The sequence below is a fragment of the Pseudomonas mucoides genome, assembly GCF_015461845.1.
Lineage (GTDB): Bacteria > Pseudomonadota > Gammaproteobacteria > Pseudomonadales > Pseudomonadaceae > Aquipseudomonas > Aquipseudomonas mucoides.
Map to the genome: position 1 here is coordinate 237,545 of NZ_JACOPW010000006.1, position 14,053 is coordinate 251,597.

Below are 14,053 nucleotides of genomic sequence, written 5' to 3' on the forward strand. Positions count from 1 at the left end.
CCCACATTGGTTTTTTGTGATCTTCACATTTTGTTCGCTACAACGCGCCACAACGGACTGCCGATGAAACTCTCCCCCCTCGCCCTGACGCTGACCCTGCTGCCGGCCGGCCAACTGCTGGCCGACTCCTTCGAACGCGATCAAGCGTTGAAACTGCCCGACGTACTGATCACCGCCAACCGTCAGGTCGAAGCGCGCAACGACAGCAGCGCCGCCAACACGGTGTTCACCCGAGAAGACATCGACCGCCTGCAACCGAACAGCATCACTGACCTGCTCAGCCGGGTGCCGGGCGTGCAAGTCGCGCAAACCGGTGGGCGCGGCAGTCTGCCAGGGGTTTACATCCGCGGCACCCAGTCAGCGCAAAGCCTGGTGCTGGTGGACGGTCAGCGCATCGGCAACTCGACCTCAGGCGACAGCAACCTGCAGCACATCAACATCGAACAGGTCGAGCGCGTGGAAGTGCTGCGCGGCTCCCGTTCGGTGATTTATGGCAGCGATGCGATTGGCGGGGTGATTCAGATTTTCACCCGCCGTGGCGACGAGCAAGGTCTGCAACCGCGGTTGCACGTGGGATTTGGCAGCAACCAGACCTGGGAGCGCAGCCTTGGGCTGTCCGGCGGCGATGACAAAACCCGCTTCAACCTCGGCGCCAGCCTCAATGAAACCGCCGGGATCAATCGCACGCACCAGTCGTACCCCAGCGACAGCGATCACGATGAATACCGCAACCAATCGGTCAGTTTCAGCATCAGTCACGCGCTCACCGATGACCTGGAAATCGGCGCCAACGTGCTGGATAACCGGGGTAAAAGCGAGTTCGACAACCCGTTTGGCCGCTTCGACTCCACCACCTTCGAGTCCGTGCAGCAACAGCCTTACAGCGATTTCGAGGTGAGCAGCGTCAGCAGTTACCTCGATGCGCGGGTTAACGACATCTGGAAAACTCGCGTCGAGTTCGGCCACAGCGAAAACCGCGAGAAGACCCTCGACAAGCTCAGCGATGAACGCAGCGTCTTCAACACCTACCGCGACTCAGTGAACTGGCAGAACGACCTGACGCTCAACGACCGCAATAGCCTGCTTCTGGGCGGCGACTGGTACGAAGACCGGATCAACAGCACTACAGCGTTCGATGAAGACAGTCGCTGGAACCGTGCGGCGTTTGTCCAGCATCACTATCGGGCGGACAGTTTTTCCACTGAGCTGGGCTTGCGCCACGACGAGAACCAACAGTTTGGCGGCCAGAACAGTTGGAGTGGCACCCTCACTGTGCCGGTGAATCCGGACAACGACGTGCTGCTGACCTACAGCGAAGGCTTTCGAGCGCCGACGTTCAACGACTTGTACTACCCGGACTTCAGCAACCCGGATTTGAAACCCGAAACGTCGAAAAGCTATGAACTGCAATGGCGCAGCCAGCTAACCGAAAACAGTCGCCTGGAAGCGTCGCTGTACCGCACTGACCTTGAAGACGCGATTATTTTTGGCAGCAACTCGCGGCCAGAGAACGTGGCGTCGGCGCGGATCAACGGTTTCGAAGCCGCACTGAAACAGGAACTGTTCGGCTGGCAAAGCAACCTTGGCGTGGCGATCATCGACCCGCGCGACCGCGATACCGGCCATACCCTGGCGCGTCGTGCACGGCGGACATTGAGCCTGGACCTGGATCGACAATTTGATCGCCTGGGCCTTGGTGCGAGCTGGCAAGCAGTCAGCAGCAGCTATGACGACCTGAACAATCAACAGCCGTTGGGTGGATACGCCTTGTTAGGGGTGCGCAGTAGCTGGGAGCTCGACCGTGAAATCAAGCTTGAGCTGAAGCTCGATAACCTGCTGGATAAAGGCTATAGCCGGGCGCTGTATAGCCATGACGGCAGTGAATATGGGTATCGCGAGGAAGGTCGGGCGTTGATGTTCGGGGTGACCTGGACACCGGAAATCTGATCTGAAGTCAGTGGTGTCAAGGCTTGCCCATGATGGCCGCGCCTCGGTCTCAGCGGTCCGGTGCGATAAGCTGGCAAAGCTTCGCAGTGGCCTCGACCATCTGCCCACTCGGCCGCTCCAGTCCCTTGTCCGACACCAGCAGCAATTGCCCCCGCGTCACCGCCGCCACCTGCGGCCACGCCTTCCACGCGTCGAGCTGGGCCTGATCACTGGCCAGAATCACCTCGGGATTGCGCTGCAACACCGCCTCGACACTGACCTGCGGCGCCGGCAATGTCTGGTCGGCAAACACATTGCGCGCCCCACACCCTTCCAGCGCATCACTGATGATCTGCCCACCCCCCACGGTGTACAGCGGCCGATCCCAGACTTGATAAAACACCCGCAGCGGCTCGTCCCGCCGATAACGCCGGCGCAGGTTATCCAGTTTTTGCCGCAGGTCAGTCGCCAACGTCACGCCCCGTTCGGGCCGGCCGAGTTGCGTGGCGATGGCTTCGATTTGTGCAGCGAGTTGGTCGAGCGTGTGGGGTTCGGCGACGTAGGTGGGAATGTTCAAGTGCTTGAGCTGCTCACGCTGCGCGGGGCCAACACTGCCCGGCCAGAGCAGCAGCAAATCGGGTTTGAGACTGAGCAAACGCTCCATGTCCAACTGACCATAGCGGCCAACGGAAGGAAGGTCTTGCAGTTCGGCCGGGCGTTCACCAGCATCCAGCACCCCGACCAGCAGGTCGGCTGAGCCCAGTTCAACCACGATTTCAGAGAGGGACGGCGCCAGACTGACGACCCGTTCGACGGCAACCGCCGAGCCGCTGGCGGCCAATAGCAATACCGCCAGCCAGGCCCGGCGCATCAGCCGAGTTGACGCGGAATACGGTAGAGGTAGAACAGCACCGTGGTCGACAGCGCCAGCAACACCAACGGCACGGCTTCGAGGCCGACGAACACCGCCAGCGCGCCAATCCAGGCCGGCAATGCAGCCGCCAGGAACGCGGTACGTCGCTTGGCGGCCAGGACGATCCAGGCGGCGGGTTCTTCGGGCGTATCGAGGGCTTTTTGCGTCGCGATCAGGGCGTGCTTGTAGCCACCGAAAAACTTCAGGCTGACAAACATCGACGCCACACCTGCGATGAACAACGGCATCGCCAGCACCGGCAGGATCGCCTCGCCTTGGCCGAACACGCCATTGATCACGAACAACGGCAACAAGGCCAGCGCCAGGTATTGCCACCAACTGAACGACAACCGCCGCCGAACCTGACCGCGGGTCACGCCCGATCCGCCTCGCCCTGATGCTCGTTGCCCATCATGTGGTCGAGCTTGCTGGCCTTGGTCGCCAGGTAGAGTTTGTTGTGCGGGTTGTGACCGGTGTGCAGCGGCACGCGCTCGGCGACCACTATCCCCATGTCGGTCAAGGCTTTGACCTTACGCGGGTTGTTGGTCATCAGACGCAGGGATTTCACGCCCAGGTGCTCAAGCATCGGCAGGCACATGGCGTAATCACGCTGGTCGGCAGCAAAGCCCAGGCGCTCGTTGGCTTCAACGGTGTCGGCACCGCCGTCTTGCAACTCATAGGCGCGGATCTTGTTCAGCAGGCCAATGCCACGGCCCTCCTGACGCAAGTACAGCAACACGCCACGGCCTTCACGGGCGATGGCCTGCAACGCGGCTTCAAGTTGCGAGCCGCAGTCGCAACGCTGGCTGAACAAGGCATCACCCGTCAGGCATTCGGAGTGCAACCGGCCGAGTACCGGGGCACCGTCGGCGAACTCACCCAGACTCAGCACGACGTGCTCGCGCCCGTTTTCTTCATCGAGAAAGCCGTGCATGGTGAATTGCGCAAAAGGCGTTGGCAGCTTGGAAGCGGCGACGAAAACGACAGGCACCGGTGTGCTCCTGATCAATAAGTACTGGAGATTCGCAGACGCGGCATTGTAACAGCAGGTTCCTACAGACGCTTAGGCTGAATTATGGGGCATAACGATCAAAATGTTAGATCTCAGGCCACTGACGCCAGCGGCTACAGGGTCCGTGTTCAGTTCGCGTCGAATGGGTAAGGCTGCTTCCAGCGTTCGAAGATGGGTTTCAGTGAACCGTTTTTAACCAACAGGTCCATGCGCTGGTCGAACAAGGCCATCAACGTTCGGGCCTTGGGCGTATTGGCGAAGCACAAGTACAGCGGCAATTCAGCGATATGGGTGCGACGAAACTGGGCAGGATCCTTGGCCCGTTTGACGATGTAATCAATCTCGGTCAGCGCGTCGATGTAAAAGTCGGCGCGGTTGTGCATCAGCATCGACAAAATGCCAGAGCGTCGTACGACCTCGTTGTAACGCTGCACATTGGGCAGGTATTTCTGGTATTCGTAACCGCGAACCCAGGCCAGACGATAGTTGCCGAGGGTCTGCGGGTTCGGTGCCGGATTACTCGCCAGGCCCAAGGCATAGATGTGATCGGTGTCGTAATTCCAGCGTGGATAAAGCACATCGCTGGCCTCGTCACGGTAAGCACCGACACAGGCATCCACTTCACCGCGCTGGGCCAGGCCCACGGCGCGGGTGTACGGCTCGGTACGGAAGTCGAGTTTGACCCCGGCCGGTTCGAAGATGGCCCGCATCACGTCCCAGCCCAGGCCATGCCCGTCAGCGGCGGTGTAGTCTTCCCATTCTTCGCTGGCCAAATGGATCACGGACGGCGTCGGCGCGGCGTCCCCCGCCTGGGCGAGTGAGCAAAGCATTGCGAAAACCACCGCCAACCAGCGCCGAACCATCCAAGTCCCCTGCTTCGCCCGTCAGGCGAGAATCCTTACCAGCCCTTGCATCGCCAACCACGCAAATACACCGGCCAGCACGTCGTCGAGCATGATCCCGACGCCGCCATGGACATGCCGGTCGATCCAGCGAATCGGCCACGGCTTGAGAATGTCAAAGAAGCGGAACATCAGGAAACCCGCCAGCAACCAGTACCAACCTTCCGGCACCAGCCACAGGGTGATCCACATCCCGACCATTTCATCCCAGACGATGCCCTCGTGGTCATGCACGCGCAAATCGTCGGCCACCTTGCCGCACAGCCAGAAACCGAACAGCATGGTGATGCCCAGCATCAGCCAGTAGGCCCAATCGGGCATCATTTGCCACAACGGGATAAAGGGTAGCGCAACTAACGAACCCCAGGTGCCCGGTGCCTTCGGAAGGGTTCCCGAGCCGAAGCCGAACGCCAGGAAATGCCAGGGATTGCGCCAGACCGAAGGCGGTACGAACTCCGCCGGGACCTGTTTGGGATGATCTGTCACGGTGTCTCCCGAAAATGTTGATAGCCCCGGGTTTGCGGGGTGATGTCTTGTCCATCGGCATCCAGCAGCGCCACGCCCTGCCCCGTCACGACACGCCCGACCACATGGATTGGCCAGCCTTCTGCCAGCAATCCCGGCAACTCGACGGACGGTAGGGTGAAGGCGAGCACATAATCATCGCCGCCGCTGAGGGCTGCGGTTTCGGCAGCGGATTGACCGAGAAAGGCCACTAACGCAGCCGACACGGGCAGCTTACTCCGCTCAAGCTGAATGCCGACCTTCGACGCCAGCGCGATGTGACCGCAGTCGGCGAGCAGGCCGTCGGAGATGTCCAGCGCCGAGGTGGCCTTACCGCGCAGAGCCTGACCCAGCGCCAGTTGCGGCTGCGGTGACCAGTAATGCGCCAGCAGCGGCTCGGCAACGGCGGCGTCAGCCATTCGCTGCCCCAACACCAGTGGCAAAGCCCCGGCCGCATTGCCCAACTCGCCACCCACGCACAACAAATCGCCGGGCTGCGCGCCGCTACGGGTCAGCGCCTGAGCGGCCGGCACACGACCGAACACGGTCATGGTCAGGCTCAGCGGCCCTCGGGTGGTATCGCCGCCCACCAGCGCCACGCCGCAGCGTCGCGCCATCAGGTTCAAACCACGGGAGTACGCCTCCAGCCAATCGGCGGTCACCGTCGGCAAGGTCAGGGCAAGGGTAAAGGCAATGGGGGTGGCGCCCATGGCAGCCAGGTCACTGACGGCCACAGCCAGCGAGCGCTGACCGAGCAAAAACGGGTCGCAGGGGTCTGCGAAATGCACACCGGCCACCAGGGTGTCGGTGGAAATGGCCAACTGCTCCCCGGGGGGAACAGCCAGCAAGGCGCAGTCATCGCCGATCCCGAGGGCAACGCCTTCGCCGCCTTGCGCACAGGGCGCGGCGGCGAAAAAATTGCGGATCAGCTCAAACTCGCCCATCGCGATATCAAGCGCAAATCAGCGCTTGAACGCCTTCACTTCAGCTTCACGCAGACGTGGGGCCAGCTTGTCGAGTACACCGTTGACGAACTTGTGGCCGTCGGTGGAACCGAAGACTTTCGCCAGTTCGATACCTTCGTTGATCACAACGCGGTAAGGAACGTCGACACGCTCGAGCAGTTCCCAGGTGGACAGGCGCAGAACGGCCAGTTCAACCGGATCCAGCTCTTCGATGGTGATGTCCAGGCAAGGCGTCAGGGCTGCATCGATCTTGTCCTTCTTCGCCGGAACCCCGTGAAGGATTTCGCGGAAGTAGGCACCGTCGACATCACTGAAATCGTTATCGACCCGGAACTGCGCTTCGATCTCGCTCAAAGACTGCTTGGCCATGTGCCATTGGTACAGCGCCTGGGTCGCGAGCTGACGGGCTTCGCGACGCTTGACGCTTTTCGATGGCTTGCCGGCATCCGCAGGCTTTGGATCGCGCGGGTTGAAACGATCGCTATCGTCGCTAATCACTTGGCCTCCAACTGCGCCAGCAGGCTGACCATTTCCAGAGCGGACAGGGCTGCTTCGGCACCTTTGTTACCGGCCTTGGTGCCGGAACGTTCGATGGCTTGCTCGATGGAATCAACGGTCAGCACGCCGAAAGCGACCGGAACGCCGAACTCCATGGACACCTGGGCCAGGCCCTTGGTGCATTCGCCTGCCACGTATTCGAAGTGCGGAGTGCCGCCACGAATGACCGCGCCCAGGGCGATGATTGCCGCGTACTCGCCTTTTTGAGCGACTTTCTGCGCAACCAGCGGAATTTCGAAGGCGCCAGGTGCGCGGATGATGGTGATGTCGCTTTCGCTTACGCCGTGGCGAACCAGGGCATCCACTGCACCGCTGACCAGACTTTCAACGACGAAGCTGTTGAAACGGCCCACTACCAAAGCGTAGCGGCCTTTAGGGGCGATGAAGGTACCTTCGATGGTCTTCAGGGTCATTCGTTAGATCTCTTAAAGAGCCGGGACGCGCTTTCTACGCGTCCCTCAGTGATTTGTTAGCCGCGAATCAAAGACTGGAAACAACCGGTCATTATTCGGAGGGCACGTATTCTACAACTTCCAGATCGAAACCGGATATCGCATTAAATTTCATTGGCGCACTCATCAGGCGCATTTTGCGTACGCCCAGGTCCCGAAGGATCTGCGAACCGGCACCGACGATGCTGTAGGTGGTCGGTTTTTTCACGGCCGCCTGGTCGGCGGTTTCGCGAATGTGCGCCAGCAACACGTCGCCATCGAGCGGGTGACCGAGCAACAGCACCACACCGCTGCCAGCCTCGGCAACCGCAGCCATGGCGGCGCGCAGGCTCCAGCGGCCTGGTTGCTTGACCATCAGCAGGTCGCGCAGCGGGTCCATGTTGTGCACGCGAACCAGGGTCGGTTCTTCGGCACACACATTGCCCAGCGTCAGGGCCATGTGCACGTCGCCTTCCACGGAATCACGATAGGTCACCAGGTTGAATTGGCCCAGTTCGCTGTCCAGTGGCTGCTCGGCAATCCGCTGAACGGTACGTTCGTGAATCATCCGGTAGTGAATCAGGTCGGCGATGGTGCCGATCTTGATGCCGTGTTCAGCGGCGAAAGCTTCCAGTTCAGCGCGACGGGACATGGTGCCGTCGTCGTTCATCACTTCGCAGATCACACCGCTCGGCTCGAAACCGGCCATGCGTGCCAGGTCGCAAGCGGCTTCAGTATGGCCTGCGCGAGCCAGGGTGCCGCCGGCCTGGGCCATCAGCGGGAAGATGTGGCCGGGGCTGACGATGTCTTCAGCCTTGGCGTCTTTGGCTGCGGCCGCTTGCACGGTGCGTGCGCGGTCGGCGGCGGAGATGCCGGTGGTCACGCCTTCAGCCGCTTCGATCGACACGGTGAACTTGGTGCCGAAGCCGGAACCGTTGCGTGGCGCCATCAATGGCAGCTTCAGCAGTTCGCAGCGCTCGCGGCTCATCGGCATGCAGATCAGGCCACGGGCGTGCTTGGCCATGAAGTTGATGTGCTCGGGCTTGCAGCACTCGGCGGCCATGATCAGGTCGCCTTCGTTCTCGCGGTCTTCGTCATCCATGAGGATGACCATCTTGCCTTGGCGGATGTCTTCAACCAGTTCTTCGATGCTATTGAGCGCCACAAGGCACCCCCTTGAGTCAGGATTTGAGGTAGCCGTTGGCGGCCAGAAAGCTTTCGGTAATGGTGCTGCCGGCAGTCGACTCTGCGGCCTTGTCACCCAGCAACAGACGCTCCAGATAACGCGCCAGCAAGTCGACTTCCAGGTTTACCCGGCGACCTGGCTGGTACGACGCCATGATGGTTTCGCTCAGGGTGTGCGGAATGATCGTCAGCATGAACTCGGCGCCATCGACCGCGTTCACGGTCAGGCTGGTGCCGTCGACAGTAATCGAGCCTTTATGGGCGATGTACTTGGCCAGTTCTTTCGGCGCGCGGATGCGGAATTCCACGGCACGCGCGTTTTCGGTACGGGCAACCACTTCGCCCACGCCATCGACATGACCGCTGACCAGATGCCCGCCGAGGCGAGTGGTCGGGGTCAGGGCTTTTTCCAGGTTCACCGGACTGCCGCTCTTGAGGTCGTTCATGGCGGTGCAGTCGAGGGTTTCGCGGCTGACGTCGGCGGCAAAGCCGTTGCCCGGCAGTTCTACCGCGGTCAGGCACACGCCGTTGACCGCGATGCTGTCGCCCAGTTTGACGTCGCTCAGGTCGAGCTTGCCGGTTTCTACGTGGACCCGCACATCACCGCCCTTTGGGGTCAATGCACGAATACTGCCGATGGATTCGATGATGCCGGTAAACATGAGGTTCTCCTCGAGAACAAAGCCAGCGCTGTAGCGATGGCCGGGAATTATACGCTCGCTACTGGCGAAGGAATGGCAGTGACCCGCCAGTCATCGCCAACCGCGCGAATTTCGGTGATTTTAAGTTCGGGAGCATCCTTCATTTGCGCGAGCGGCCAGTCGAGCAGCGGCCGCGCCGAAGAACCGAGGAACTTGCCGGCGATGAAAATCTGGAATTCATCCACCAGGCCTTGCTGCGCGAAAGCACCGGCCAGACGCGGCCCGGCTTCGACCAGCACCTCGTTGACGTCACGGGCGGCGAGCACGACCAGCAGTTGGCGCAGATCAACCTGACCGTCAACGCCAGGCACGATCAGGCATTCAGGGCCATTGGCGTACTGCTCCTCTACCGCCACGCAAGTGGCGACCAACGCCGGGCCAGCCTTGAAAAACGGCGCATTCAGCGGCACCCGCAGGCGACCGTCGACCAACACGCGCAGCGGCGGACGGCTCATGGCCAAAGCGGTTTGCTCCGCATCCAGGCCTAATTCGTCAGCGCGCACGGTCAACCGGGCGTTGTCCGCCAGCACCGTGTCGGCGCCGGTCAGCACGACGCTGGCCTGGGCGCGCAGGCGTTGCACCGCCGAACGCGCGGCCGGACCGGTGATCCATTGGCTTTCGCCACTTTCCATCGCGGTGCGGCCGTCCAGGCTCATGGCCAACTTGACGCGCACGAACGGCAAGCCGTGTTCCATGCGTTTGAGGAAGCCCTGATTGAGCTTGCGCGCCTCGCCTTCCAGCACGCCGCTTTCGGTGGCAATTCCGGCCTGGGCCAGGCGTTGCAGACCGCGACCCGCGACTTCCGGGTTCGGGTCCTGCATCGCCGCGACCACCCGGGCGACCCCGGCATTCACCAGCGCATCGGCGCAGGGCGGCGTGCGGCCGTGGTGGCTGCAGGGCTCAAGGGTTACGTAGGCCGTAGCGCCACGGGCCTTGTCGCCCGCGGCGCGCAGGGCATGGACTTCGGCATGCGACTCGCCGGCGCGCACGTGCCAGCCTTCGCCGACAATCTGCCCGTCCCGCACAATCACGCAACCCACCCGAGGGTTGGGGTGCGTCGTGTAATGACCCTTGCGCGCCAGTTCCAGCGCGCGGGCCATGTAATGAGCGTCGAGGATGGCGTGTTCGGCGGGCGTATTCATTCTTTCACCGGCTCACGGGCCAGGCGATCGATCTCTTCGCGGAACTCGTTGAGGTCCTGGAAGCGGCGATACACCGAAGCGAAGCGGATATAGGCGACTTCGTCGAGCTTCTGCAGCTCGGCCATCACCAGTTCACCGACCACGAGGGATTTGACCTCGCGCTCGCCGGTGGCGCGCAGTTTGTGTTTGATGTGTACCAGCGACGATTCGAGGCGCTCGACACTCACCGGGCGCTTCTCCAGCGCTCGCTGCATGCCGGCACGCAGTTTTTCTTCGTCGAAGGGCTGACGGCTGCCGTCGGTTTTGATCAGGCGCGGCAACACCAGTTCGGCGGTCTCGAACGTCGTGAAACGCTCGCCGCAGGCCAGGCATTCACGCCGGCGGCGCACCTGTTCGCCCTCGGCGACCAGACGCGAGTCGATGACCTTGGTGTCGTTGGCACCGCAGAAGGGACAGTGCATGGTGGCAGGCAACAAAAAAAGGGAGGGCCATGGTAGCGCATCCCGGTGGCAAGACAAGCCATAGGGTTTACGGTATACAGACGCCTATAGAGCTTGATCCATGGATTTCACCTTGCTGGAGCCGTAAATGTCCTTAAGACCGCTCGTTTTGCTCAGTCTTTTCAGCCTGCTGGTGGCCTGCAGCAGCGATGCGCCCAAGCCCCAGCCACCGACGCCAGGGCCCGCCCCGCAGGCAGCGCAGAAAAAAGCCCAGGAGTCGGCCAATCTTGGGCCGCTGCCCGCGTACCAGCGTGAATTGAGCGGCACCTTGCAAGGCGTGCCGGCCGGCGCCGAAGTCGAACTGGCGCTGCTGGTGATCGATGAAAAGGATCGCCCACAGCAATTGCTTGCCAGTTCCACCTTGATCGGCACCAATCAAGCGCTGCCGTTTCACCTGCGCTTCAACCCGGACTCATTCCCGGTCGGTGCCCGCGTTGAACTGCGCGGCCGCGCCAGCCAGTCCGGTCAGCTGATTCTGCATCTGCCGTCGCAGTTCATTTCCCAGCCCACCACCCAGGCCCTGGGTCAGCTGCAATTCGTCAAAGCGCCATGATTGCACCGCTCGACCTGCAACAGGCCTTGGGTGAACTGCTCGGTGATGCGCAGCTTGTGCCTGTGGCATTGCCCGAGACCGACCTGAAACTCTGGCTGATCGACGGCGACAACATGGACCGCGCGTTCAGCCCCGAAGAAACCCGACGGATCCTGCATGAACCGCCCTACTGGAGTTTCTGCTGGGCCAGTGGTCTGGCGGTGGCGCGTTATCTGGCCGAATTCCCGCAGTGGGTCAAAGGCAAGAGAGTCCTGGATTTCGGTGCCGGTTCGGGGGTGGCGGGGATTGCCGCCGTGAAGGCCGGCGCGCTGGAAGTGGTGGCCTGTGACCTCGACCCGCTGGCGATTGCCGCGTGCCGGGCGAATGCCGAACTCAATGACGTACCGCTCACCTACTCGACCGACTTTTTCGCCGAGGCCGACCGGTTTGATCTGATTCTGGTCGCCGACGTGCTCTACGACCGGGCGAACCTGCCATTGCTCGATGAGTTTTTGACCCGTGGCAAGGAGGCACTGGTGGCGGATTCGCGGGTCCGGGATTTTCGTCACCCGTTGTATCAGCGCATTGAAATGCTGGAAGCGATGACCCTGCCGGATCTGGCTGAACCTGAAGAGTTTCGGCATGTGAGCCTGTACCACGCCACCCGGACATGATCGCTCCCACGCTCTGCGTGGGAAGGATCAGTGCTCCGACTTCCGGCCACCCCCCGCCAAGCCGTATAGTTGCCCCATTCACGCTTCCAAGAGATCCCCCATGAGTCAGGAAACGCCGTACATCTTCGACGCCACGACTGCTGATTTCGACCAGTCGGTGATCGAGAACTCTTTCCACAAGCCGGTGCTGGTGGATTTCTGGGCCGAATGGTGTGCGCCCTGCAAAGTGCTGATGCCATTGCTGCAGACCATTGCCGAAAGCTATCAGGGCGAATTGCTGCTGGCCAAGGTCAACTGCGACCTGGAACAAGACATCGTCGCCCGTTTCGGCATTCGCAGCCTGCCCACCGTGGTGCTGTTCAAGGACGGTCAACCGGTCGACGGCTTTGCCGGTGCGCAACCGGAATCCGCCGTGCGGGCGATGCTTGAGCCCCACGTTCAGATGCCGCCACCGGCAGCGGCCGACCCGCTCGAACAGGCCCAGGTGTTGTTTGACGGAAGCCGTTTCGCCGACGCCGAAGCCGTGCTCAAAGTGCTGTTGGGCGAAGACAACACCAACGCCAAGGCACTGATCCTCTACGCCCGCTGTCTCACCGAGCGCGGTGAATTGGCTGAAGCGCAAACCGTGCTCGACGCGGTCAAGAGCGATGAACACAAAGCGGCGCTGGCCGGTGCCAAGGCGCAGATCCAGTTTCTCGGTCAGGCCAAGGATTTGCCGGATGCGGCAGACCTGAAAGCGCGCCTGGCGAAAGACCCGCAGGACGATGAAGCGGTGTATCAACTGGCGATTCAGCAACTGGCTCGCCAGCAATACGACGCGGCGCTGGATGCGTTGCTCAAGCTGTTCATCCGCAATCGCAGCTACAGCGAAGGTCTGCCACACAAGACCTTGCTGCAGGTGTTCGAACTGCTGGGCAATGACCATCCGCTGGTGACCACGTACCGCCGCAAGCTGTTTGCTGCGCTGTACTAAGCCGGTTCGATCCAGCGATAGAGCGGCGTATCCCCGCCGCTCGACACCTTCACATCGGCGCTATGGCGCAAGCGCACCAACAGGCGCTTGCCCGACACCGCGCTACCCGTCAGCCCTTCCAGCTGATCGAGCAAATCCGGCCCGCTCAATTGCCCGGCCTTGCGCAGCAGGTCCTTGGCGATCTGCCACAACGCCTCATCCTGAGTCACCGGTTTGGCCGGGGCGACACTGGCCTCGGGCTTGCTCACCTGCAACTGCGCGCCGAGCTTCGCCCAGTCACCGTCATCCATCTCCAGCGTCAAATCCACCGGCCAGTCGCCGATGCTCCCGCGAATTCGCAACATAGGTCTGCTCCTGCACATTTCTGACCGGCATGCTCCCATGGGACTTGTGCAACGCCAAGCAGGCGGTCAAACTCTTCGCACTTACGTTATAAGATTACATAACAAATTATTCATTTTACTTTTCGGAGACCCGCCATGCGCCGTCTGCTGCTCGCTTTGCCGTTTGCCTTGTTGCCGTTGGCCGTCGCCCACGCCGCCGATGAACATGATCATGAGCACGGCAGCCTTGGCGCCCATGAACATGGCGTCGGTCGCTTGAACGCAGCGCTGGACGGCCAGACCCTGGAGCTGGAACTGGAAAGCCCGGCGATGAACCTGGTGGGCTTCGAACACGCAGCCACCACGGATGCCGACAAAGCCAAGGTCGCCGCCGTCCGCGCCCAGCTGGAAAAACCGCTGGCGTTGTTTAATCTGCCGAAAGCCGCTGGCTGTGTGGTCGCCATGCAGGAACTGGAGAGCCCGCTGTTCGGTGACAAGCCGGACGCCGACGATGATCACGATGAAGATGCCAAGGACGAACATCACCACGATCACAGCGAAATCCACGCACACTATCAATTCACCTGTGCAGCGCCCGGCGCCCTGAAAACCCTGGACCTGGCGACTATTTTCAACACGTTCCCGGCCACCCAGAAAATTCAGGTACAACTGATCGGCCCGAGCGGGCAGCAAGGTGTTGAAGTGACCGCCAAGGCGCCCGCCCTGAAATTCTAAATCCACCGAAGATCCCTGTGGGAGCGAGCTTGCTCGCGATGAGGCCATAACATTCAACATCTGCATTGACTGTTACA

The 14,053-nt window shown here is 61.5% G+C and carries 18 protein-coding genes; 5 read left to right on the forward strand and 13 right to left on the reverse strand.

The annotated features are described in order from the left end of the window. Positions 1-63 precede the first annotated feature (63 nt). Complete coding sequence (locus tag H8F22_RS24395; RefSeq protein WP_194940781.1) at positions 64-1,947, forward strand: TonB-dependent receptor domain-containing protein; 1,884 nt, start codon at positions 64-66, stop codon at positions 1,945-1,947. A gap of 49 nt (positions 1,948-1,996) precedes the next feature. Here H8F22_RS24395 and H8F22_RS24400 read toward each other — a convergent pair whose 3' ends face one another. From H8F22_RS24400 to nrdR, 12 genes are all read right to left on the reverse strand, one after another. Continuing rightward, positions 1,997-2,797: a cobalamin-binding protein gene (locus H8F22_RS24400; protein WP_194940782.1), complete on the reverse strand. Its 801-nt coding sequence runs from the start codon at positions 2,795-2,797 to the stop codon at positions 1,997-1,999. After that, positions 2,797-3,216 carry a hypothetical protein gene (locus H8F22_RS24405; RefSeq protein WP_027924334.1) on the reverse strand — a complete coding sequence of 140 codons (420 nt, stop codon included), beginning with the start codon at positions 3,214-3,216 and terminating at the stop codon, positions 2,797-2,799. The genes H8F22_RS24400 and H8F22_RS24405 overlap by 1 nt, the downstream gene beginning before the upstream one ends. After that, on the reverse strand, positions 3,213-3,830 hold the full coding sequence (gene ribA, locus H8F22_RS24410) for a GTP cyclohydrolase II (protein ID WP_027924335.1): 618 nt from the start codon (positions 3,828-3,830) through the stop codon (positions 3,213-3,215). Before ribA ends, H8F22_RS24405 begins: the two co-directional genes overlap by 4 nt. A 149-nt stretch (positions 3,831-3,979) precedes the next feature. Then, entirely contained in the window at positions 3,980-4,714 is a 735-nt protein-coding gene (locus tag H8F22_RS24415; RefSeq protein ID WP_194940783.1) for a substrate-binding periplasmic protein, read from the reverse strand. Between the two features lie 21 nt (positions 4,715-4,735). After that, entirely contained in the window at positions 4,736-5,239 is a 504-nt protein-coding gene (locus tag H8F22_RS24420) for a phosphatidylglycerophosphatase A family protein (protein ID WP_027924337.1), read from the reverse strand. Next, the gene (gene thiL, locus H8F22_RS24425; protein ID WP_059182093.1) at positions 5,236-6,201 is read right to left on the reverse strand and encodes a thiamine-phosphate kinase; all 966 of its coding nucleotides are present in this window, start codon (positions 6,199-6,201) and stop codon (positions 5,236-5,238) included. The genes H8F22_RS24420 and thiL overlap by 4 nt, the downstream gene beginning before the upstream one ends. An 18-nt stretch (positions 6,202-6,219) precedes the next feature. Then, positions 6,220-6,720, reverse strand: coding sequence for a transcription antitermination factor NusB (gene nusB, locus H8F22_RS24430; protein WP_027924339.1), 501 nt, complete (start codon positions 6,718-6,720; stop codon positions 6,220-6,222). Further along, entirely contained in the window at positions 6,717-7,193 is a 477-nt protein-coding gene (gene ribH, locus H8F22_RS24435; RefSeq protein WP_003185938.1) for a 6,7-dimethyl-8-ribityllumazine synthase, read from the reverse strand. Before ribH ends, nusB begins: the two co-directional genes overlap by 4 nt. Before the next feature lie 91 nt (positions 7,194-7,284). Beyond that, positions 7,285-8,376 carry a bifunctional 3,4-dihydroxy-2-butanone-4-phosphate synthase/GTP cyclohydrolase II gene (gene ribBA, locus H8F22_RS24440; protein WP_027924340.1) on the reverse strand — a complete coding sequence of 364 codons (1,092 nt, stop codon included), beginning with the start codon at positions 8,374-8,376 and terminating at the stop codon, positions 7,285-7,287. Between the two features lie 16 nt (positions 8,377-8,392). Beyond that, positions 8,393-9,058: a riboflavin synthase gene (locus tag H8F22_RS24445; protein ID WP_027924341.1), complete on the reverse strand. Its 666-nt coding sequence runs from the start codon at positions 9,056-9,058 to the stop codon at positions 8,393-8,395. A 47-nt stretch (positions 9,059-9,105) separates the two neighbouring features. After that, positions 9,106-10,239, reverse strand: a complete 1,134-nt coding sequence (ribD, locus tag H8F22_RS24450; RefSeq protein ID WP_194940784.1) for a bifunctional diaminohydroxyphosphoribosylaminopyrimidine deaminase/5-amino-6-(5-phosphoribosylamino)uracil reductase RibD — start codon at positions 10,237-10,239, stop codon at positions 9,106-9,108. Beyond that, positions 10,236-10,700: a transcriptional regulator NrdR gene (nrdR, locus tag H8F22_RS24455; RefSeq protein ID WP_003228656.1), complete on the reverse strand. Its 465-nt coding sequence runs from the start codon at positions 10,698-10,700 to the stop codon at positions 10,236-10,238. Before nrdR ends, ribD begins: the two co-directional genes overlap by 4 nt. Before the next feature lie 127 nt (positions 10,701-10,827). Here nrdR and H8F22_RS24460 point away from each other — a divergent pair, with 127 nt between their 5' ends. The 3 genes from H8F22_RS24460 to trxA all read left to right on the forward strand — a co-directional run bounded on the left by H8F22_RS24460 (position 10,828) and on the right by trxA (position 12,918). Continuing rightward, a complete protein-coding gene (locus H8F22_RS24460; RefSeq protein WP_027924343.1) occupies positions 10,828-11,292 on the forward strand; it encodes a YbaY family lipoprotein in 465 nt (154 codons plus the stop codon). Next, positions 11,289-11,945: a class I SAM-dependent methyltransferase gene (locus H8F22_RS24465; protein WP_027924344.1), complete on the forward strand. Its 657-nt coding sequence runs from the start codon at positions 11,289-11,291 to the stop codon at positions 11,943-11,945. Before H8F22_RS24460 ends, H8F22_RS24465 begins: the two co-directional genes overlap by 4 nt. A 100-nt stretch (positions 11,946-12,045) precedes the next feature. Further along, a complete protein-coding gene (trxA, locus tag H8F22_RS24470; RefSeq protein WP_194940785.1) occupies positions 12,046-12,918 on the forward strand; it encodes a thioredoxin in 873 nt (290 codons plus the stop codon). Here trxA and H8F22_RS24475 read toward each other — a convergent pair. Then, entirely contained in the window at positions 12,915-13,262 is a 348-nt protein-coding gene (locus tag H8F22_RS24475) for a hypothetical protein (RefSeq protein WP_027924346.1), read from the reverse strand. The two genes, trxA and H8F22_RS24475, sit on opposite strands and share 4 nt — an antisense overlap. Positions 13,263-13,397: 135 nt before the next feature. Between H8F22_RS24475 and H8F22_RS24480 the strand changes: the two genes are divergently transcribed. After that, a complete protein-coding gene (locus H8F22_RS24480; RefSeq protein WP_027924347.1) occupies positions 13,398-13,976 on the forward strand; it encodes a DUF2796 domain-containing protein in 579 nt (192 codons plus the stop codon). Positions 13,977-14,053: the final 77 nt, after the last annotated feature.

Bases quoted from the DNA above. Each gene is read 5' to 3' on its own strand.
- ribD (WP_194940784.1), bottom strand. From the start codon at position 10,239: ATGAATACGCCCGCCGAACACGCCATCCTCGACGCTCATTACATGGCC.
- ribH (WP_003185938.1), bottom strand. From the start codon at position 7,193: ATGACCCTGAAGACCATCGAAGGTACCTTCATCGCCCCTAAAGGCCGC.
- H8F22_RS24415 (WP_194940783.1), bottom strand. From the start codon at position 4,714: ATGGTTCGGCGCTGGTTGGCGGTGGTTTTCGCAATGCTTTGCTCACTC.
- trxA (WP_194940785.1), top strand. From the start codon at position 12,046: ATGAGTCAGGAAACGCCGTACATCTTCGACGCCACGACTGCTGATTTC.
- H8F22_RS24480 (WP_027924347.1), top strand. From the start codon at position 13,398: ATGCGCCGTCTGCTGCTCGCTTTGCCGTTTGCCTTGTTGCCGTTGGCC.
- H8F22_RS24460 (WP_027924343.1), top strand. From the start codon at position 10,828: ATGTCCTTAAGACCGCTCGTTTTGCTCAGTCTTTTCAGCCTGCTGGTG.
- thiL (WP_059182093.1), bottom strand. From the start codon at position 6,201: ATGGGCGAGTTTGAGCTGATCCGCAATTTTTTCGCCGCCGCGCCCTGT.
- H8F22_RS24475 (WP_027924346.1), bottom strand. From the start codon at position 13,262: ATGTTGCGAATTCGCGGGAGCATCGGCGACTGGCCGGTGGATTTGACG.
- H8F22_RS24395 (WP_194940781.1), top strand. From the start codon at position 64: ATGAAACTCTCCCCCCTCGCCCTGACGCTGACCCTGCTGCCGGCCGGC.
- nrdR (WP_003228656.1), bottom strand. From the start codon at position 10,700: ATGCACTGTCCCTTCTGCGGTGCCAACGACACCAAGGTCATCGACTCG.
- H8F22_RS24445 (WP_027924341.1), bottom strand. From the start codon at position 9,058: ATGTTTACCGGCATCATCGAATCCATCGGCAGTATTCGTGCATTGACC.
- H8F22_RS24400 (WP_194940782.1), bottom strand. From the start codon at position 2,797: ATGCGCCGGGCCTGGCTGGCGGTATTGCTATTGGCCGCCAGCGGCTCG.
- H8F22_RS24465 (WP_027924344.1), top strand. From the start codon at position 11,289: ATGATTGCACCGCTCGACCTGCAACAGGCCTTGGGTGAACTGCTCGGT.